At 57.8% G+C, this 18,468-nt stretch carries 16 protein-coding genes, 3 tRNA genes and 1 pseudogene; 13 read left to right on the forward strand and 7 right to left on the reverse strand.

The window, feature by feature from the left end:
• Nucleotides 1-14 precede the first annotated feature (14 nt).
• On the reverse strand, nucleotides 15-2,405 hold the full coding sequence (locus WEU32_RS06945) for a DNA-directed RNA polymerase (protein WP_406853368.1): 2,391 nt from the start codon (nucleotides 2,403-2,405) through the stop codon (nucleotides 15-17).
• A 157-nt stretch (nucleotides 2,406-2,562) separates the two neighbouring features.
• Between WEU32_RS06945 and WEU32_RS06950 the strand changes: the two genes are divergently transcribed.
• The 4 genes from WEU32_RS06950 to WEU32_RS06965 are packed head-to-tail and all read left to right on the forward strand — an operon-like array spanning nucleotide 2,563 to nucleotide 4,826.
• Nucleotides 2,563-2,940: a hypothetical protein gene (locus WEU32_RS06950; protein WP_406853370.1), complete on the forward strand. Its 378-nt coding sequence runs from the start codon at nucleotides 2,563-2,565 to the stop codon at nucleotides 2,938-2,940.
• Entirely contained in the window at nucleotides 2,927-3,805 is an 879-nt protein-coding gene (locus WEU32_RS06955; RefSeq protein ID WP_406853371.1) for a tyrosine-type recombinase/integrase, read from the forward strand. The genes WEU32_RS06950 and WEU32_RS06955 overlap by 14 nt, the downstream gene beginning before the upstream one ends.
• On the forward strand, nucleotides 3,802-4,269 hold the full coding sequence (locus WEU32_RS06960; protein WP_406853372.1) for a hypothetical protein: 468 nt from the start codon (nucleotides 3,802-3,804) through the stop codon (nucleotides 4,267-4,269). Before WEU32_RS06955 ends, WEU32_RS06960 begins: the two co-directional genes overlap by 4 nt.
• Before the next feature lie 11 nt (nucleotides 4,270-4,280).
• A complete protein-coding gene (locus WEU32_RS06965; RefSeq protein ID WP_406853373.1) occupies nucleotides 4,281-4,826 on the forward strand; it encodes a hypothetical protein in 546 nt (181 codons plus the stop codon).
• A 247-nt stretch (nucleotides 4,827-5,073) separates the two neighbouring features.
• Here the strand turns inward: WEU32_RS06965 and WEU32_RS06970 are convergent, their stop codons facing one another.
• Nucleotides 5,074-6,798, reverse strand: a complete 1,725-nt coding sequence (locus WEU32_RS06970; protein WP_406853374.1) for a recombinase family protein — start codon at nucleotides 6,796-6,798, stop codon at nucleotides 5,074-5,076.
• Between the two features lie 47 nt (nucleotides 6,799-6,845).
• Nucleotides 6,846-7,196 (reverse strand): annotated as a pseudogene (locus WEU32_RS06975) (DUF72 domain-containing protein); the annotation flags it as partial.
• 97 nt (nucleotides 7,197-7,293) lie between these two features.
• On the opposite strand from WEU32_RS06975, the gene WEU32_RS06980 reads away from it, so the two are divergent.
• Entirely contained in the window at nucleotides 7,294-7,635 is a 342-nt protein-coding gene (locus WEU32_RS06980) for an excalibur calcium-binding domain-containing protein (RefSeq protein WP_312137424.1), read from the forward strand.
• Nucleotides 7,636-7,651: 16 nt separating this feature from the next.
• Nucleotides 7,652-8,077, forward strand: a complete 426-nt coding sequence (locus WEU32_RS06985) for a DUF1801 domain-containing protein (RefSeq protein WP_312137422.1) — start codon at nucleotides 7,652-7,654, stop codon at nucleotides 8,075-8,077.
• 55 nt (nucleotides 8,078-8,132) lie between these two features.
• On the opposite strand, the gene WEU32_RS06990 is transcribed toward WEU32_RS06985, so the two are convergent.
• Nucleotides 8,133-8,207, reverse strand: a tRNA-Asn gene (locus WEU32_RS06990).
• A gap of 160 nt (nucleotides 8,208-8,367) precedes the next feature.
• Nucleotides 8,368-8,442, reverse strand: a tRNA-Asn gene (locus WEU32_RS06995).
• Nucleotides 8,443-8,566: 124 nt separating this feature from the next.
• Between WEU32_RS06995 and WEU32_RS07000 the strand changes: the two genes are divergently transcribed.
• Nucleotides 8,567-9,376, forward strand: a complete 810-nt coding sequence (locus tag WEU32_RS07000) for an RNA methyltransferase (RefSeq protein WP_312137420.1) — start codon at nucleotides 8,567-8,569, stop codon at nucleotides 9,374-9,376.
• 115 nt (nucleotides 9,377-9,491) lie between these two features.
• Here WEU32_RS07000 and WEU32_RS07005 read toward each other — a convergent pair.
• Nucleotides 9,492-9,565: transfer RNA gene (locus tag WEU32_RS07005), tRNA-Cys, on the reverse strand.
• 127 nt (nucleotides 9,566-9,692) lie between these two features.
• Between WEU32_RS07005 and WEU32_RS07010 the strand changes: the two genes are divergently transcribed.
• From WEU32_RS07010 to WEU32_RS07030, 5 genes are all read left to right on the forward strand, one after another.
• Entirely contained in the window at nucleotides 9,693-10,322 is a 630-nt protein-coding gene (locus WEU32_RS07010; protein WP_312137417.1) for a protein-L-isoaspartate O-methyltransferase, read from the forward strand.
• Nucleotides 10,323-10,464: 142 nt separating this feature from the next.
• Nucleotides 10,465-12,045: a TolC family outer membrane protein gene (locus tag WEU32_RS07015; protein WP_406853375.1), complete on the forward strand. Its 1,581-nt coding sequence runs from the start codon at nucleotides 10,465-10,467 to the stop codon at nucleotides 12,043-12,045.
• A gap of 210 nt (nucleotides 12,046-12,255) precedes the next feature.
• The gene (locus tag WEU32_RS07020) at nucleotides 12,256-12,810 is read left to right on the forward strand and encodes a DUF2497 domain-containing protein (RefSeq protein ID WP_406853376.1); all 555 of its coding nucleotides are present in this window, start codon (nucleotides 12,256-12,258) and stop codon (nucleotides 12,808-12,810) included.
• Nucleotides 12,811-12,935: 125 nt separating this feature from the next.
• Nucleotides 12,936-15,665: a valine--tRNA ligase gene (locus tag WEU32_RS07025; RefSeq protein WP_406853409.1), complete on the forward strand. Its 2,730-nt coding sequence runs from the start codon at nucleotides 12,936-12,938 to the stop codon at nucleotides 15,663-15,665.
• Nucleotides 15,662-16,396 (forward strand): TlyA family RNA methyltransferase, encoded by a 735-nt coding sequence (locus WEU32_RS07030; RefSeq protein ID WP_406853377.1) that lies wholly within the window; start codon nucleotides 15,662-15,664, stop codon nucleotides 16,394-16,396. Before WEU32_RS07025 ends, WEU32_RS07030 begins: the two co-directional genes overlap by 4 nt.
• Before the next feature lie 83 nt (nucleotides 16,397-16,479).
• Here the strand turns inward: WEU32_RS07030 and WEU32_RS07035 are convergent, their stop codons facing one another.
• On the reverse strand, nucleotides 16,480-17,067 hold the full coding sequence (locus WEU32_RS07035) for a glycine zipper 2TM domain-containing protein (protein WP_312137410.1): 588 nt from the start codon (nucleotides 17,065-17,067) through the stop codon (nucleotides 16,480-16,482).
• Between the two features lie 156 nt (nucleotides 17,068-17,223).
• On the opposite strand from WEU32_RS07035, the gene WEU32_RS07040 reads away from it, so the two are divergent.
• Entirely contained in the window at nucleotides 17,224-18,468 is a 1,245-nt protein-coding gene (locus WEU32_RS07040; protein WP_406853378.1) for a class I SAM-dependent RNA methyltransferase, read from the forward strand.

Genomic DNA, 18,468 nt, shown 5'->3' on the forward strand with positions numbered 1-18,468 from the left:
TTAGGGTCCGTTTCTTACGCGAAGAGGAATTCTGATTGTTTGACCAGTGAAATATCGAAGCTTCCCATGGCCGGAGTGGGCGGGATTCTGTCCTGATATTCAGCGGGCAACTGGGCCAGAAACTCGTCTCTCAAATACGTCAGCCAGTCGTATTGATATAGTTCATAGAACTTGTCTTTGAGGATGGTGCGCATGTCTTCGACATCGCAGGGATGGGTGGCGAAGCTGTCGTGGACCACGCTCAAAGTGATGGCGTCGTCCGCACATTTATTGACCACGGCCATCAGGTGTGTGGCGTCCATGCTGTGAATGAAGTTTGGGGCGATGGCATTGGCCATGCTGCGACGGTTGATGCCGTCCGTTTCGCGACGAAGGTGCAAACGGAGTTCTTTGCCGCCTACGCACAGCATGACCCGTTGAGTTCTGCTCTTCATGTAGCGTTGCTGGACCAGCAAGCCGCACGGTGTCGTCCATCGCATCGGCAGGTTCGCGTCAGCGAAGACCTTGGCGCATTCTCTCAGCCATCCCATCGCCTCCGATGCCGCCGCGACTGTGTCTTGAAGAGCGTCCCAGATGTGACCGGCGAGATAGTTCGCGTCTCGCGCTTTGAGGTCCAGACCTTCGGTCTCGATGGTCTCTTTGATCTGTTCTCCAAAGCCGAACTTGGTAGCGCTGTAGACATAGGTCATCACCGGTCGTTTGGTGATCTTGCGGTTGACCTTGCCCGCCCAAGCCAGTGCAGACGGGTGCGGATCGTCTTTGAGATTGGCGATCACGGCCTCGGCAACATCGCGATAGATGTCGGAGGGGAGGGATTGCGGCAAGAGGTTTACGGCGGCGGCACCGACAGGATCGCGAAGCAGTGCAGAGAAGTGTTGGAGGCCAGAGTTGGAGCCATCCATGGCCACTTGAATGTGACTGATATGGTTGTCGCCATCGACGGTATAGCCAGCCCATTCAAAGATCGCGGCGAGGGCGCACCATGGCTTGTCGGCGGTGGTCCAGAAGCGTTGGCCATCGAGCGGATCGTTTGCGGAATCCAGCAGCAGCTTGGTGTTCGCATGGGTCCACGCCACGCGATCTTTGAAAGGAATCTTGTCCTGACCGAAGAGGTTGGCGATGTGGACGGCCAGCCAGAATGCGCCGGTCTGTCCAAGCGGTTTGCCAGTCTGGAAATGGATCAGCGAGCGTGAGAGATCGTCGCCTTGTGGGTTCGGTCCAGCATTGCCTACGGGATAAATGCGGCCTCGAAAATCGAGGTGATGGGGAAACCAGATCGCATCTTCATCTTTGAATTTCTGGGCGATCCAAAGCTTCTGTTGAATGGCCAGTCGAGGACTGACCATCTGTGCGTTGGTGGTGTAAACGCGGTGAGCCTCGGCCTTCCATTCATCCATTTGATCAAGACTTGCCGGACGCGGTGGAAGATCGTCTGGATGGCGGGCAGGGAGGCCAGCGATGCGACCGCCCGTGGCCCAAGCCTCTGCGGCGACCTCATAGACTTTTGAATTGATCTTCCACGCTACGTTTTGTGCGGCGTTTACAGCGTCGAAAATGACGCTGAGGTTCGTCTGTTCAAGGTCTTTGAGATAGCTGCGGTCTGGATTCTTCACCAAATTGATGCCGACGAAGCGGCTGATGTAGCCGCCTTTTTTGAGGCTGCGCCATTGGCGGGGTCGGCAGACCATCGGCATGTAGATTGGCGAAAGGAGTTCGCAACGACTGTGCTGTGCGTCGAACCATTTGATCACCGCTTCTTCTGCGCGGATGACCTTTTGGGTCTGGTAGTTCGACTTGGCTTCGATCCTGAAAAATCCGGTGGCGTCGCAGAAGAGTTCGATCAGCTTGGCACCAACATGCAGGAGCGTGGCGCGGTCGATCTCTAGTTGAACATTGCTCTTATCAAAGATGCTCTGGATGTGGCGTCGCATCTTGTCTGATCGGACGTGACCTTTTTGGACACGCAGGACACCGTCGTAAGCCGGTTTCGACTGCTTCTTGAGCCGGTTCATCTGGATGTGTTCGAGAACGTAACGGCCAACCTGAACCGCAGTGGCGGTCATGGGCTGTTCGGTCACGACAGCCGACACAATGACGCGACCGGCGATGAGTGCGGCTTCGGCAGACTTGATATGTTCTAGAACGTAATAAGCCTGTGGCCGTCGCGTTGCGTGTCCGGCCTCGACGGCTTTCTTGTAGTTGTCGATCTCTTCAACGACCGGCCCAACTGCTTCGCTCAGTAGGGTCTTGGCCGGAAGCATATCTGCTTCGTCACGCTGGCGAGCAATGTCGTCACGCCATGGTGTCGGGCGCGATCTTTTATATCGGTCAGAGGCAATAGCTCGGCTCTCGTTTTCGAGGGCCAATTGTCGGCGGGCGCGTTGCGCGAATGTTTCTTTTTCCACCGACTATTTAGAAGCGTGGGGCAGGGGGTTCAGACCGTCCTTAACGCGCGTATTAATGGAGTTGAATCATCAATTAAGTTGTTGCATCAATGTTTGCGTTGACAGCACCATGTTGTGCGCTTACCGTGTGACTTCGTTCGCTGAAAAGGTGATTCACATGCTGTCTGACGCACTTAGAATTCTGGTGGAGAAGCTTCCGCCTCGCACGTCCTTGGTGCAGGCGGTCGGGCTGTGCCAGATCGCAGAGGCTACCTTCGCCGGTCGTGACCTTATGTTGGGTGAGGTGTTTTCTGGTGAGGTCTTGGGGTCGGCCCACGGCAAGCCGTCCGTCTCGCGCATCTATGCGACCCTTCTTCCGCCCGAGCCGACGCGGAATCCGAACGGGTTGAACCTGCTACGCATCTACGCGAAGCCCGATGATTTGCGCAAAAAATACGTCTGGCTGACCGCCGAGGGTAAGGCGCTGATGAACGAGGTTTTCAAAGAGGCGGCGAAAGCTGGTGACGTAGTAGAGGTGAACGATGAAAGTCAGTGACCTATTAGACCACTGCGAGAAGAACGAATGGCGCTCGAACCGCGCTCAAGCCTCGCTGCGGTCCACGCTCAAGACCCTTCACAACCATGCTGGCGAGTATGAGGTTGAAGACCTCGACTATCGCGCTCTGTGCCAGATCAAAGATGCGCTGGAAGCTGAGCGTCGGGGTAAGCGTCCGGCTGCTGCGACTGTTAAGCGTGAGTTGAGCCAGCTTGGGGCTGCACTGGTCGTGGCCTGTAAGCTTGGGGTGATCAAAGCTGCACCGCCGATGCCATCTATTGCGGTCCAAAACACCAAGGATCGCGTTGCTTCGGCTGCTGAGATGCAGCGTATCTATGGCCGGATTGCTGAGCGTGATGGTGACCGTTGGTGGCAGTTCGGGGAGATGGTTCGCTTCGTCTATGACACTGCTTGCCGACGCTCAGAGGCGCTGATGATGCGCTCTGACTGGCTGGTTGAGGATGCGTCCGGCGATCTGCTGATTGCATGGCCACAGTTCAGAGACGCTACGGCTGCTGAACGGGCTAGGACTGGTCAGAGCAAGGTCGCTCTGTTGAAGAACGGTAAGGCCAAGACGCTGCCAGCTTCGGCTCATTTCAAGACCGTGCGTGATCGTCTGGAAGCACTGTCAGAAGACGGTCGCCTTTTCCCGTTCAGTGAAACGCGGGCGTGGGAGATGTGGAACGAGGTCTGTGAAGACGGGCTGACCCTTCACACGCTGCGACATACGAGGATCACCAATCTCATTCGATCCGGTGCGCCACTGGCTGCGGTCAGCAAGCTGGCTGGACATTCATCAATCAAGATCACGGCTGACCGTTACGGCCATCTGTGCGTGGAAGACCTGAAAGGAATAGTGGCATGAGAGTTCACGAAGGTATCACCGAGGACGGGGACGACGGCGCTAAACACCGCATCTATTATTTCGGTGAGGTGGGCAGAATGTTCAGCTTCGGCATTTATCATGACCCCATCAAAAAGAAGATTGTTGGTTGCTGGATGATCAACTGCGAAACCGACGATGAGATTGAGTTCAAGGATTTCGATCTGATGAGCGTCGTTGACATCGCTCACGAACTTGATTGCTCGTTTGAAGAGGCGCGGGTGCTTCTTTCGGTAGGCATCAACAAGCTTACTGAGTTCAGCTTATCTCTGTGCGAAGAACCTAAATCCTTTGAGGCCAGTCGCGAAGACAGGATGAGCGAGCGTCGTGACATTGATGAGCGCTTGGCCAGACTCGAAGTAGAGATGGGGCCGATGATGGAGGAGATGATTGAGCGTAAGTTTGCAGAACTCGAAGCGTCGGGCGGAGCGCCAATCGCATCCTAATAAATACGAGGATGAATATAATCCTCCTCCAACAAAATCTTACACAGTCAGGCTATCCATGTGGTGCCATCGACGGGCGGCTTGGTCCAAAGACCTATGCCGCCCTTATCAATTGGATCGCCGGTCGTGACCTTGGCCAGACCGCTACTGGACTGGGCGTGGCGATGGCCAACGAGTTCGACAAGCACGACATTAAAGATGTGCTGCGCCTGTCCCATTTTCTCGCGCAATCGGCATTCGAGACGGCTGGCTTCCAACGCTTTGAAGAGAGTGGAGAGGCAAACTATCGCGCCCGTGGTGTCTTCCAAATCAGTGGGGCTTACAGCTATGCGGCCTATGGTATCCGACTTGGTGTCAAGCTGACCTCTTCGCCTGAGCGTCTTATTGAACCGTCAGTGTCCATGGCGTTGGCTTGCATGATCTGGTCGGACCGAAAGTGCAATGCTCTGGCTGACGCTGACGATCTGTCAGCGGTGACAAAGAAGATCGCGGGCGGGACCGGTGGCCTGTCAGAACGACAAGCCTATCTCGACCGTATCAAGTCGCTGTTGGAATAGATTGTTCCGTGTTTGTTCTCATGGCATTATGGGCCATGGTTGCAGCAAGAACACCCCGCCAGTTGGCGGCTCAAGACGGTAGAATCAAGGTCATGTGTGTCTCTTCAAAGTGCACACATGAGGCTGTGATTGGACCAGTCGAACTCATCCAGCAAGGATATGGCGATATCAGCCTGTCGCTCATTGAACGTCGGTTGAAATGTCGCGTGTGTGGCACCGGCAAGGCGACGGTTCGCTATGTCTTGTATTAGCCAATGGCGTCGATGGTGGCCTTGCCACGTTCACGAAGTAGCGGGAGGAGAACGGCTGAGGTCGGGGTCTCGATAGGTTCGTCCAGTTCGAGCGTCGTCCGCATCCTAGTCCGGCCTTTGTGCTTCGCACCCGCTGGCGACCATGCGTCAAAGTCCGCTTCTTCAAAGGCCGTGACCGTCACGCCTTTACCAACGATCACGCCATCAATGGTCGGGATGATCCAGTCATAGAGATCACGCAGAATGGCGTTTAGCTTTGCGCGGTAGTTGAACAGTTCGGTCTCGGCTTCCTTGTCGCCAGCCAGCGCGGCGGCTTCGATCTCGGCGGATTTGCGTAACCATTTCACAGCATCAATGATCTCGGCGTGTGGGATCGTCGGGCTGTTGAGATCGGCGCGGACTGTTTCAAGTTCAGCAAGGAGGCTCTTTATCTCGGCTTCTTTCGCCATCGCACGTTCGATTGACGCTTCATGGCCTCGCTCAACAAGCATCATCAAGTTGGCGTTGGCCGTCCGTGCCTCGGCCAATTGGGCTTCGAGCGCGTTGATCTTATGATAGACGTGAGCCTCACGATTGGTCGTAGAATCCGCCGTGGCCTTGCGTGTTGCGATGGCTGAGAACAAAGCATTCTCGGCCTTGGCTACGCGGTATCGGGTGTTGTTCGTGCATCCTGCGTTGCGCGTCTTTGAATAGCAGAGGAAGGACCGGCTCTTTGCCTTGTCCTCCTGCCTGACCACTACCAGAGTTCCAGAGCATTTCTCGCACCGTGCCAGTCCCATCATGGTGTTGGCATAGACACGGCCTCGACGGCCTGTCGGAGCGCCTTTGCGGTTAGCGTTGGATGGTCGGTTGCGGTGGGCCTGTGCGGCGTAGAACCGTTCTTCGGAGATAGCCGCTGGATAAAAATCTCGGATCAGTTCGCCATCGAGTTCACGCTTCACTTTGAAGTCGTCCGTCTTGCGAACCTTATGCGGCTGATAATGGCCAAGCACTGTCTGGCTACGCAGAAGCTCTCCGACGTATCCGACGTGCCAGCCTTTGCTGTTTTTGGTGAAGGGCGGGACAGCTTCTTGATTGAGACGATTGGTGATCGTGCTCATGCCGATGCCGCTGGCGTAATCATCAAAGATGCGTTCGATCACAGCCACACGCGAAGGGATCAGATCGAACTTTGTGGTCTCTGGATTGTATTGCAGCCAAGCGGGGCCACGGCTGGTGACCGTCTTTCCAGTTTCGCGGGCCGTGATCTTCTTTTGCTTCCACGCGGCAAGGACACGTTTGGTCCGGCGCTTGATCTCGTTGTGTGCCAAATCCATGGCCGTCAACGCTTTGTAGAGCGAGTCAGACCCCGACGCTTGGTCATAAACTCGACCGTCAAAAAGGGTGACGACCGTGATTCCAGAGATCGTCAGACTGGTCAGAAGGTTGATGGCTTGTGTTTCGTTCTCGCGACTGAGGCGGTCAAAGCCTTCGATCAAAAGATACGAGCCACGTTTGACCTTCCCGATCTCAACCTGATGCAGAAACGAACCTAGCGCACCTTCGACGCGGTGCTTGCCTGACACTGCGGAGATGCCTTCGTCGCGAAGGGTCTCATCAAGAGTGATGTGCGGGTGTTCAGCGATCCACTCTCGCGCCAACTCCATCTGTCGCCGGATCGTGTCGCCTCGGGCCTGTGCGGTCTTAGAAAATCGTAGGTAGGAATAGGCGGTGATCGTCATGGCCAGCCGTCAAAGTGGATGTGTGTTTATTCACCCACTGTATTAATACGAATGCCCATGAACTGCCAGTTGATGGGGCCCAGTTTGTCACCCAGCAGAGTCAGGCCCTGCGACAGGAATTTATCAAAACTCTCGCCACCTTCGGATAGCACTTTGCGATTGGTGCAATAGCGGCTGGCCTTGATCGAAAACACAAAGCCGTCCGGTGTCTCGTCACGCCACTTCATCCAGATGTCGGGCTTGAAGGTGGAATAATAGGTGCCGTTGATCTCGATCGAGGTCAGTTTGGAAGCGGCATATTCTAGCTCGCGCTTTTGAACGAGGCCGGCAGGATAAAAGGTGCCGCGCCACGGTTCGAACGTCCAGCCGCCGATACCGATATGGGTTTTGCCCGTCATGGTGCGCTCCTGCCGCCAAGGCTTTGTTCAGTCTGATGCCTAACGCCATCTTAGGCATGGGTGTGCTTGAATGGCGATTCAGAAGGTGAGGGAAGTGATGAAACTGATTGCGGTTGTGGCGGGGCTATCGGCACTGATGGCGGGTCCGGTGGCTATGGCGCATCCGGGTGGTTTGAATGCCGAAGGATGTCATAATGACCGGCGTAATGGCGGCTATCACTGTCATCGCTCGGACGGTGGATCTGGTCGATCTTCCGGTGGAGCGAGCAGCCAACCCAGAAGTCTGGCGGGAAACGGCGTGGGTGTAGGCACCCGCACGCGATATTTTGCCAATTGCAGTGAAGCCCGTGCGGCGGGCGCGGCACCTGTGCGACGTGGCCAGCCGGGTTATGGTTCGCATCTGGATCGCGACGGAGATGGTGTAGGCTGCGAACGCTGAAGAGCGGGAAAAATCTATGACCGAGGCTAAAACCAAACCCACAGGCGTTAGTGTGGATGCGTTTCTGGATGCGGTGGAGCATCCGTTGAGGCGCGCCGATGGTCATACAGTCCGCAAGATGATGGAGCGCATCACAGGCGAGCGGGCCGTGATGTGGGGACCGTCCATCGTCGGTTTCGGCACCTATCACTATAAATATGCCAGCGGGCATGAAGGCGATATGTGTCGTGTGGGGTTTTCGCCGCGCAAGGCCAAACTGGTTCTGTATGTCGGAGGCTTTGCCGATTACGAGGCGATGCTGGACCGACTGGGCAAGTACAAATGCTCCAAAGCCTGTCTCTACCTGAACAAGCTGGTCGATGTGGATCAGGCGGTTCTGGAAGAGATTATCCGGCGTACCTATGAGGCGGCAAACCACGAGGGCTTTGGACACGGTTGCTGATACCGGATACGAAAAAAGCGCCGCATAAAGCGACGCTTTTTTAATCCAAGAAGAGTGGCTCCGCGGGTAGGGATCGAACCTACGACCAGCCGATTAACAGTCGGCTGCTCTACCGCTGAGCTACCGCGGACCATTGCCTCTCGGTGAGGGGTCTATAGCAGCGGGGATTTGATTCCTGCAAGCTAGGACTTGATCTAAAAGAGAAAAATCTTTGATCTTTTAGAGAGGAGCAGGGTGCAGATACGAAAAATGCGCCACATAAGGGCGCATTTCGTAAAACCTCTCGGGGCTGGCTCCGCGGGTAGGGATCGAACCTACGACCAGCCGATTAACAGTCGGCTGCTCTACCGCTGAGCTACCGCGGAACACTGCCCCGAGGGAGAGGGGCGTATAGCGCACGGCTTTTGATTCATGCAACTGCTAAAATGCAGAAATGGTCACGTTTTTTCATTCGCCGTCTGTCGGTCATGATGCGCTAGGCTGGCGGCTATGATGCCGATCACCATTACAGACCCCGACCATATTGCTGTCCAACCGTTTCGCGACATCAAGGAACGCGACCTGACGGGGCGCGAGGGGCTGTTTATCGCCGAGGGGGAGGTGGTGCTGAATGTGCTGCTGTCACCTGCAAGCCTGTGCGAGCCGGTGGCGATCCTGATTGCCGAAAAGCGCTGGGAGGCCCTGCGTTCGTTGGTGGAGAAGGGCTCATACGACGTGCCGGTCTATCTGGCGTCACAGGATGTGCTGAACGCGATTGCGGGGTTTGATTTGCATCGCGGGATTTTGGCGCTGGGGCGTAAGTCGGAGCCGGTTTCGATGGATGGGTTTCTGGATGGTCTGGAGGATGTGGCCGAAAAGTCGCTTCTGGTCGTGGCCAGCGGGATCGGAAATCACGATAATATGGGCGGCATTTTTCGTAATGCCGCGGCGTTCGGTGCGGCGGGTGTGATTCTGGATCAGACCTGTTGCGATCCGTTCTATCGCAAGGCGATCCGTGTTTCGGTTGGGGCTGTCCTACGCACGCCGATAATTCAGGTGCCGACGGCAGGCGAGATTGTTGGCGGCTTGCAGGGTAGGGGCTTTGACGTTTTGGCGCTGACCCCGTCGGCACAAATGCAGTTGGCCGATTATCGTCCCCCGAAACGCACGGCGATTCTATTGGGGGCCGAAGGGCCGGGCTTGCCTCAGGCTGTTATCGATCAATGTATCCCCGTGGGGATTCGCATGGCGGGCGGTTTTGATTCTCTGAATGTTGCCGTCACCAGCGGCATAGCCTTGCATCAGATGGCATTCGGCTAATCGCACGATTTTAGAGGGGGCGAGCAGGGCGATGTGCCGCTCAAACCCTTGCTACCACTGAATTTCAGGCAAAAAGAAAGCCGCCCCGAAGGGCGGCTTTTCGATTTCACAGCAGTGGAGGCCTGACCGGGAATCGAACCCGGGTGCAAGGATTTGCAGTCCTCTGCGTCACCACTCCGCCATCAGGCCACAGCCCCGAAGGGCACTGCATTGCTGCGAGGAAGGGGTGACTACCTGATTAGTTTGCGGTTCGCAACGTAGAGTCTTATAAGCGCGGCAGATTTTTTGCCTTTGTCGCCTTCAAGGACTCTGAAACATGGATTTCGCCGCAGCACGCAAAGTTATGGTGGACTCGCAAGTCCGCGTAAATGACGTGACGAACCGCGCACTGCACGCCGCTATGGGCAGCGTCGAACGCGAGCGTTTCTGTGCGCCGGAGCGCGCTTTCTCGGCCTATGCCGACGCCATGCCGGAAATCACTGGTGACCGTCGCCTGATGCTGCCGCGCGATATGGGCAAGCTGCTGGAAGGTGCCGAGGCCAAGGCCGGTGAAAAAGCACTGGTTATGGTTGGTCCTTATGCGGCGGCGGTTCTGGCCAAGATGGGCTTGGAGGTCACCGTTCAGGATTCGAACGCAGACGTATTCGCTGTTACCGGCGAGGCTCTGGCCGACTATGGCGTCGAAACGGTTGTGGCCCCGCTGAATCAGCCGGTGGGCGAAGGCTATGATGTGATCGTTTCAGAGGCCGCTGTACCGGCGCGTCAGGATGCCTGGATCGCTGCGCTGGCCCCGAATGGTCGTTTGGTCGTGGTTGAGCGTACGGGTCCTGCGGGCAAGGCTGTGCTCTATGTGAAGGGCGCAGAAGCGGTTTCGCGTCGCGAACTGTTTGATGCTGCCCCCGATATTCTGAGCGAGCTGGCTCCTGCACCGACTTTTGCGCTTTAAAATATAGCCGCCACAAGGGCGACGGAACGAAGCGTAACCTGCGTGAAAAAAACTTAACTGGTGTAGATGGTCGCTTGCAGCCATCTACACCGGTGTTAGGCATCATGGATGACCCCCGTGGGGGCAGACAGGAACAGGTTTTATGTTGAATCGCTCTCGCGTTCTGGCTTCGGCGGCTATCATTTCTCTGATTGCGGGCGGACTGTCCGGTCCGGCTATGGCCGAATCTCTGCGCGATGCGGTCAATCTGGCCTATCGCACCAATCCGACCTTGTTGGCCCAGCGCGCTAACCAGCGCGCTCTGGATGAAACCACGGTACAGGCCCGCGCCGGCCTTCGCCCGAACATCAGCGTCTCTGGCGGTGCAAACTACCAGCGCAGCGACAGCGACCGCATAACAACCAACACTGGTGCGACGATCCTGCCGATCGATCTGGACGGTGACGGTGTGGCCGATGCAACGGGTACGATTCCCGGCTCGACAAGCACGGTCGGTGGCGCGCGCGAATCGGATTCTTTGTCGGCTACGGTTCAATTGTCCCAGACCATCTGGTCGGGTGGACGTACCCGCAATGCTATTGCTTCGGCAGATGCCAATATTCTGGCAGGTCGTGAAAATCTACGCGGTGTTGAGCAGCGCGTGATGTTGTCGGTCATCCAAGCGTATGCCGATGTGTTGCGTGATATGGAAATCCTGCGTGTACGTCAGGAAAATCTGCAAGTGCTGCGTCGCCAGCTTGATGAATCGAATGCGCGTTTCGAGGTGGGCGAAATTACCCGCACCGATGTCGCCCAGTCCGAAGCGCGTCTGGCCCAGTCTGAATCCGATTTGGCACAGGCTCAGGCCCAGCTTTCAGTTTCGCGTGCGGCCTATGCCACGGTCGTCGGTCAGGCTCCGAGCAGTCTGGAAGAATTGCCGACCCTGCCAAATGTCCCGACCGATTTTGACGCTGCGCTGGACGAGGGCCTGGTCAATAATCCGGCGTTGCTGGCGGCGCAGCATAATCTGTCGGCCGCAGAGGCCAATGTGGCAGCAGCCCGCGCTGAATATCGTCCGAATGCCCGTTTGACAGCATCTTATGGTGGCACTTCGAACGAGTTTTCGAATGCTGACCTGTCGGCCAATACGAATTTCACGGCGGGTGCCCAGATTTCGGTACCGTTGTTCACGGGTGGTCTGAACCGTTCGCGTGTGGCGCAGGCGCTGGAATATGCCAATGCGGCACAGATCAATATTGAAGGCGAACGTCGTAACGTCCTGCAATCCGTCAGTTCAGCCTACGCACAAGCAGCCTCGGCCCGCTCGTCGCTGCAAGCCGTAGAACAAGCTGTGCGAGCGGCATCTGTGGCTGCCGAAGGGGTTCGCCAGGAAGCGCAGGTAGGCCTTCGCACTACACTCGATGTTCTGAATCAGGAACTGGAACTGCGTAACGCACAGGTCTCGTTGGCTTCGGCCCGTCGCAACTATTATGTGGCGCAGGCTCAATTGTTGTCAGCTATGGGCCGTCTCAACGGCCCGTCTCTGGATCCGACGCTGGACGCTTATGATGCAGAGGCCAATTATCGTGCTGTACGCACGCGCGGAGCACTGCCTTGGGATGGTGTGATCGAAGCTATTGACGCTGTGGGCGCACCGCGCATCACACCGCCAGCCGATATCGAGGATGCGCCGGTTGATCGTGAACTGAAGGGCGAAATCGTGCGGACAGCACCGCGCCCCTAAAGTCTGACAACGCTGATTTCAGGATCACGGGCAGGGCAGAATATGTCCAACATCCCCAGTTAGGGGAGAAACGCCCGTTGATTCTGTGCAGGGATGATGCGACGAAGATAGAACAACTGATACGCGCGCTGCCGATTCCCGTTTTCTTAAAACTTTAGGTTTCTGTTACGCGGCAGCACAATCGCTGACTTGAGGCATCTAAGGCTCGCCATGACCGATCAGACCACTCAGGAACCGACAATGGAAGAGATTCTGGCGTCTATCCGCCGGATTATCTCTGAAGACGACGCGCCTGCGGAAACGGCTGCCGAAACTGCGCCTGAACCTGCGGTTGAAGTCGAGGCCGAACCTGAAGTCGAAGTCGAAGACGAGGTTCTGGAATTGACCGAGCCTTATGAAGCCGTGTCTGCAGAGGTTATCGGCGATCTGGATGTCAGTGCGCCGGTTTATGAAGCCGAGCCTGAACCGGAGCCGGTTGTCGAAGACTATTCAGTCGCTGACTTCCCTGCCGTTGATGAGAATCTGGTCAGTGATACGACCGCAGCCAATGCAGCCAATGCTTTTGCTGGTCTGGCTGCGTCGGTTGGCCGTCCGGCTTTGTCGGATGTTCCTAACATGCCGTTCGACAGCGGAAACACGGTCGAGGGGATGGTGCGCGATATGCTGCGTCCAATGCTGAAGTCGTGGCTGGATGCAAACCTGCCAACCATTGTCGAGCGCGAAGTACGCAAGGAAGTCGAGCGGATTGCCCGCAGTGCGAACTAGCCTTTGACGCCACCAGATATTAAATGATGAGGGCGGCTCCGGCGGGGCCGCCTTTTTCTGTTCTATTTCATCACCCTCGGCCCGCGACGCGGACTGCGCCGTGCGCTAGAGACAAAGACATGACCATGCTTGAAAAGACGTTCGATCCGAAGGCCGCCGAGCCCCGCCTGTATGCACAGTGGGAAAAAAGCGGACTGTTCCAGCCCAAGACCGACAGCGCAGCCGAGGCCTATTCGATCGTCATTCCGCCGCCGAATGTGACGGGCAGCCTGCATATCGGTCACGCTCTGAACAACACGCTTCAGGACATTCTGGCGCGCTATCACCGCATGACCGGCAAGGCCGTGCTGTGGCTGCCGGGCACCGACCACGCCGGTATCGCAACCCAGATGGTCGTCGAGCGCAAGCTGGCCGCCGAAGGCCTGCCGGGCCGTCGCGAGATGGGACGCGAAGCTTTCGTCGAGAAGGTCTGGGACTGGAAGGCTGAATCGGGCGGCACCATCATCCGCCAACTGCGCCGTCTGGGCGCATCGGCTGACTGGTCGCGCGAACGCTTTACGCTGGACGAGGGCCTGAACGAGGCCGTCCGCAAAGTCTTCGTTCAGCTGTACAAGGAAGGCCTGATCTACCGTGCCAAGCGTCTGGTGAACTGGGACCCGCATTTCCAGACCGCCATCTCGGACCTCGAGGTCGAGCAGAAGGAAGTCGACGGCGCATACTGGCATTTCGCCTATCCGCTGGCTGATGGCGTCACCTACCAGCATCCGGTGGCTTTCGACGAGGAAGGCAAGCCGACCGAGTTCGAGACCCGCGATTACATCGTGGTCGCCACCACGCGCCCGGAAACCATGCTGGGCGATACCGGTGTGGCTGTTCATCCGAAGGATGAGCGTTACGCGGGTCTGGTTGGCAAGGAAGTGGTCCTGCCGATTACCGGCCGTCGCGTGCCGATCGTGGCCGACGAATACGCAGACCCGACCAAGGGCTCGGGCGCGGTGAAGATCACGCCTGCGCACGACTTCAACGACTTCCAGGTTGGCAAGCGTGCTGACCTGCCGTCGCTGAACATCATGGACTCGCTGGCCCGCATTATCGCGGACGAGGTTCCGGAAATTCCGGCCGAGTTCGTCGGCATGGACCGTTTCGTTGCGCGTAAGGCGATCATCGCCAACGCCGAAGAAAACGGCTGGCTGAAAGAGATCGAAAAGACCAAACACATGGTCCCGCACGGCGACCGCTCGGGCGCGGTCATCGAGCCGTGGCTGACCGACCAGTGGTGGGTTGATGCCAAGACCCTGGCCCAGCCGGCGCTGAAGGCTGTTCAAGATGGTGAAACCGTCTTCGAGCCGAAGTCGTACGAGAAGGTCTACTTCGAGTGGCTGAATAACATCGAGCCGTGGTGCGTCTCGCGCCAGCTGTGGTGGGGCCACCAGATTCCGGCTTGGTATGGCCCGGATGGTGAAATCTTCGTTGCTGAAACCGAAGAAGAAGCCCGCGCCGAAGCCGAAGCCAAACTGGGTGCCGGTGTTGAACTGAAGCGTGAAGAGGACGTACTGGACACGTGGTTCTCGTCGGCGCTGTGGCCGTTCTCGACCATGGGCTGGCCGGAAAATACGGACGATCTGGCCCGTTTCTATCCGACATCGGACCTCGTGACCGCCGCCGACATCATCTTCTTCTGGGTTGCCCGCATGATGATGATGGGCAAGCACTTCATGGGCGATGCGCCGTTCAAGCGCGTCATCATCAATGGCCTCGTCCGCGACGAGAAGGGCCAGAAGATGTCGAAGTCCAAGGGCAATGTCATCGACCCGCTGGAGATCATAGACGAGCTGGGTGCCGACCCGCTGCGCTTCACCATGGCCATCCTGTCGGGCACGCGCGACATTAAGTTGTCGAAACAACGTATTGAAGGTTATCGTAATTTTGGCACCAAGCTGTGGAATGCCGCACGCTTCAGCCAAATGAACGAATGCGCCCGCGTCGAAGGTTTCGACCCGTCAACCGTAGAGCAGACCATCAACCGCTGGATCCGTGGCGAGCTGGCCAAGGCCGAGCGCGCCGTATCGCAAGCCATCCTCGGTGGCCGTTTCGACGATGCAGCCGGTGCTCTGTACCGCTACATCTGGAACGTCTTCTGCGACTGGTACCTCGAACTGGCCAAGCCGGTCTTCAACGGTACGGACGAGGCCGCCAAGGCCGAGACCCGCGCCATGACCGCATGGGTTCTGGACGAGACGCTGAAGTTGCTGCACCCGGTGATGCCGTTCATCACCGAAGAGCTGTGGGCCGAACTGGGCAAGACGGGTCCGGCGCGCGAGAGCCTGCTGATCGGTGCCTCGTGGCCGCAACTGCCGGACAGCTTCATCGATCCGGCTGCCGAAGCTGAAATCGGCTGGCTCGTGGATCTGATCGGTGAACTGCGTGGTCTTCGTGCGGAAATGAACGTGCCGCCGTCGGCCAAGCCGCCGCTGGCCTTTGTTGGCGTTGATGACGCGACCAAGGTTCTAGTCGAATGTCATCGTCCGCTGATCCTGCAACTGGCCCGCGTGTCGGAAGTCTCGCTGCTGGATGCTGCGCCTGCCGGTGCTGTGACCTGCGTGTCGGGTGGTTCGACCGTGGCTCTGTCGCTGGCGGACTTCATTGATCTAGGTGCCGAGAAGGCGCGCCTGAATAAGGAAATCGCCGCCTTCGACAGCGACATCGGCCACTACAACAAGAAGCTGGGCAATCCGAACTTCGTCTCGCGCGCCGCGCCGGAAGTCGTTGAGGAACAGCGCCAGAAGCTGGCCGATGCCGAAGCCGGCAAGGCCAAGATGCAGGCCGCACTGGCTCGTCTGGAAGCGATGGCGTGAGCCGTATCCGGCTCGACCAACACCTTGTGAACCTTGGACTGGCCGAAAGCCGGTCCAAGGCCAAGGCGGCCATCGAGGCGGGCAATGTCACCGTTGCCGGCGAAGTGGCCAAGGCCGCTTCGCTCAAGGTTCTTGAAGACGCAGATATCCAATATGCCGATGCCCACAGATGGGTTGGACGGGGCGCGCTAAAGCTTGAGCGCGCCTTTGAACTTTGGCCGCTGGATGTGGCGGGCAAGGTGGCGATGGATGTCGGGGCTTCGACCGGCGGCTTTACCGAGGTCTGCCTTGATCGCGGCGCGGCAAAGGTCTTTGCCGTCGATGTCGGGCAGGGGCAGATGCACCCGCGCATCGCCGATGATGCCCGTGTTGTGAACCTTGAAAAGACCGACGCCCGCGAACTGACGACAGCTCAGATTGCCGAAGCGCCCGCGCTGATTGTTTGCGACGCCAGCTTCATCAGCCTGTTGAAGGTGCTGCCTGTTCCGTTGTCATTGGCGGCAGACGGCGCGCATCTGATGACGTTGGTAAAGCCGCAGTTCGAGGCTGATGGCCCGTCAGGTGTTGGCAAGAAGGGTGTGGTCAAAGACCCTGAGGTGCATCAGGCGGCAATCACGAAGGTACGAGACTGGCTGGAGAATATCGACTGGTCCGTACAGGACGTGGCACCCAGCCCGATCACAGGCGGGGACGGCAATACCGAATTCTTGCTCTGGGCGCGCAAAGCCTAACAACTACGCCAGAATCAAAGTGAGGGCCGCCGGAGTAATCCGACGGCCCTCTTCGCATCGTCAATCGACAGGGGGGCTGAAGTTTAATCGACGATGCGATAGCGGCCGCTGGCGTCCGGGCAGGTACGGACATGGCGGGTTTCTACGCGACCATCCGGCATGCGGATTTCGCTTTCGGCCAAACGGCAACCATCATCGACCGGAGCCGGTTTGGAATAGCCGCGGTCATAGTCTTGCGGATAGTCGCGGTAATAGTCGTAACCGTCATCGCGACGGTTGTTGCGTGGGTCATAGGTCGGGGCGGTCGGGCGCGTCTCGTAATAGACCGGCGCGGCAGGCGGATAGTCACCCGGGGTGCAGGCTGCCGTGCTGCGGCCAACACCGGCACCGATTGCGGCCCCCAGAACGCCACCCAACAGACTGCCTTCGGTGCGGCGACCGCGCGAAGCAACTTGCGAACCGGCAATGGCACCAATCGCAGCACCCAGCATACCCGAGCCAGCCTGACGCTGGCGCTGGTCTCGCACGCAAGGGTCGTAATAGGCTTGGTTCTGGCCGTTATAGCCATAGGAGCCGTATGAGCCGTAGCTTTGAGCCGAGGCCATGGTCGGCAAAACAGTGGCGACACAAGCGATAGTGGCGAGTGCAAAGGCAGATTTCTTGGCGATCATTTTACCCGGCTCCTGAATGGAGCGGTCATTCGGGCCGCCCCGTCTTGATGTCAGGATTAGCGATGTGAACCTGAACGGTATTTGAACAGGTGGCGTGCAAGCTGTTCATGTTCGTTCACCTTTGTTTTTGCCGCTTTCTGTCGCTAGAAGCGGCACATGACTCAGACACTGACCATTACCCGCATGGGCCATCAGGGCGACGGGATCGCCGATACGCCGAATGGCGCTGTTTTTGTGCCGGGCGCTTTACCGGGCGAGGTCGTCAGCGCCGTAATTGAAAACGGCCGTGTCGAGAGCTTTGAAATTCTGGAAGCCAGTGCCGATCGTCGGCCTATCTTCTCCGAAGCCTATGCCGAATGTGGCGTGGCTCCGCTCCAGCACTGGGCCGATGCGCCCTATCTGGAATGGAAGCATGATGTGGTGGTTCATACTCTGAGCCGTGAAGGTCTGGAAACCGAGGTGGAGGCGACGGTAGCGACGCCACGTGCCACGCGTCGACGTATTGCACTGCATGCGCGTCGCGGACCAAATGGACGTGTGCTGCTTGGTTTCAAGGCACGTCGCTCTTGGCGTCTGGTAGAGCTGCGCGATTGTCCGGTGTCAGATCCGGCACTGGTTGCAGCATTTCCGGCGCTGGCCCGCGTGGCCGATGCCTTTCTGGTGCATCCAAAATCAGCACCGACCCTTCACGCAACCCTGACTGATACCGGCATTGATGTGGATGTGACGGGTGTTGAAAAACGCTCGGGAGGTCCAGACGCTGACCAGCTAGCCAAAGCCATTGCGGCGGCGGCAGAAGGCGGTTTTGCTCGACTCAGTCTTGATGGCGATACGCTTGTTATGGAGCGTCAACCGCGCATTCGCTTCGGGCGGGCCTCGGTGCCGGTTCCGGCTGGGGGTTTCCTTCAGGCCTCTCCGGCAGCAGAACTGGCGATGGTCGAGCGTGCGGTGGCGGCTGTCAAAGGCTCCAAAAAGGTCGCAGACCTGTTTTGTGGGGCAGGGACGTTTACCTTCCCGCTGGCCGAGGTGGCGTCGGTGATGGCTGCAGATTCTGCAGCCTCGTCGATTACTGCTCTGAAGGCAGGCCTTTCAACGGCCCAAGGCTTGAAAGGCATTGAGGCGCAGGCACGCGACCTGTTCCGCCGTCCTTTGTCACCCTATGATCTCAAGGGATGTGATGCCATAGTTATGGACCCGCCGCGTGCGGGCGCTCTGGAGCAAACCCAGCAGCTGCCGGGCACCAAGGCGCACACGATCGTGGGTGTGTCGTGTAATCCGCAAACCTTTGCCCGCGATGCGCGTGTGCTTGTGGACGCTGGATTTACGCTCGAAAAAGTCACGCCGATTGACCAGTTTATCTGGTCCAACCATATCGAATTGGTCGGCGTTTTCCGCCGCTGA

This window comes from Brevundimonas sp. BH3 (genome assembly GCF_045345115.1).
GTDB lineage: Bacteria > Pseudomonadota > Alphaproteobacteria > Caulobacterales > Caulobacteraceae > Brevundimonas.

Coding starts and splice junctions, on each gene's coding strand:
- WEU32_RS06950 (WP_406853370.1), top strand. CDS start 2,563: ATGCTGTCTGACGCACTTAGAATTCTGGTGGAGAAGCTTCCGCCTCGC.
- WEU32_RS06955 (WP_406853371.1), top strand. CDS start 2,927: ATGAAAGTCAGTGACCTATTAGACCACTGCGAGAAGAACGAATGGCGC.
- WEU32_RS06960 (WP_406853372.1), top strand. CDS start 3,802: ATGAGAGTTCACGAAGGTATCACCGAGGACGGGGACGACGGCGCTAAA.
- WEU32_RS06965 (WP_406853373.1), top strand. CDS start 4,281: ATGAATATAATCCTCCTCCAACAAAATCTTACACAGTCAGGCTATCCA.
- WEU32_RS06970 (WP_406853374.1), bottom strand. CDS start 6,798: ATGACGATCACCGCCTATTCCTACCTACGATTTTCTAAGACCGCACAG.
- WEU32_RS06980 (WP_312137424.1), top strand. CDS start 7,294: ATGAAACTGATTGCGGTTGTGGCGGGGCTATCGGCACTGATGGCGGGT.
- WEU32_RS06985 (WP_312137422.1), top strand. CDS start 7,652: ATGACCGAGGCTAAAACCAAACCCACAGGCGTTAGTGTGGATGCGTTT.
- WEU32_RS07000 (WP_312137420.1), top strand. CDS start 8,567: ATGATGCCGATCACCATTACAGACCCCGACCATATTGCTGTCCAACCG.
- WEU32_RS07010 (WP_312137417.1), top strand. CDS start 9,693: ATGGATTTCGCCGCAGCACGCAAAGTTATGGTGGACTCGCAAGTCCGC.
- WEU32_RS07015 (WP_406853375.1), top strand. CDS start 10,465: ATGTTGAATCGCTCTCGCGTTCTGGCTTCGGCGGCTATCATTTCTCTG.
- WEU32_RS07020 (WP_406853376.1), top strand. CDS start 12,256: ATGACCGATCAGACCACTCAGGAACCGACAATGGAAGAGATTCTGGCG.
- WEU32_RS07025 (WP_406853409.1), top strand. CDS start 12,936: ATGCTTGAAAAGACGTTCGATCCGAAGGCCGCCGAGCCCCGCCTGTAT.
- WEU32_RS07035 (WP_312137410.1), bottom strand. CDS start 17,067: ATGATCGCCAAGAAATCTGCCTTTGCACTCGCCACTATCGCTTGTGTC.
- WEU32_RS07040 (WP_406853378.1), top strand. CDS start 17,224: ATGACTCAGACACTGACCATTACCCGCATGGGCCATCAGGGCGACGGG.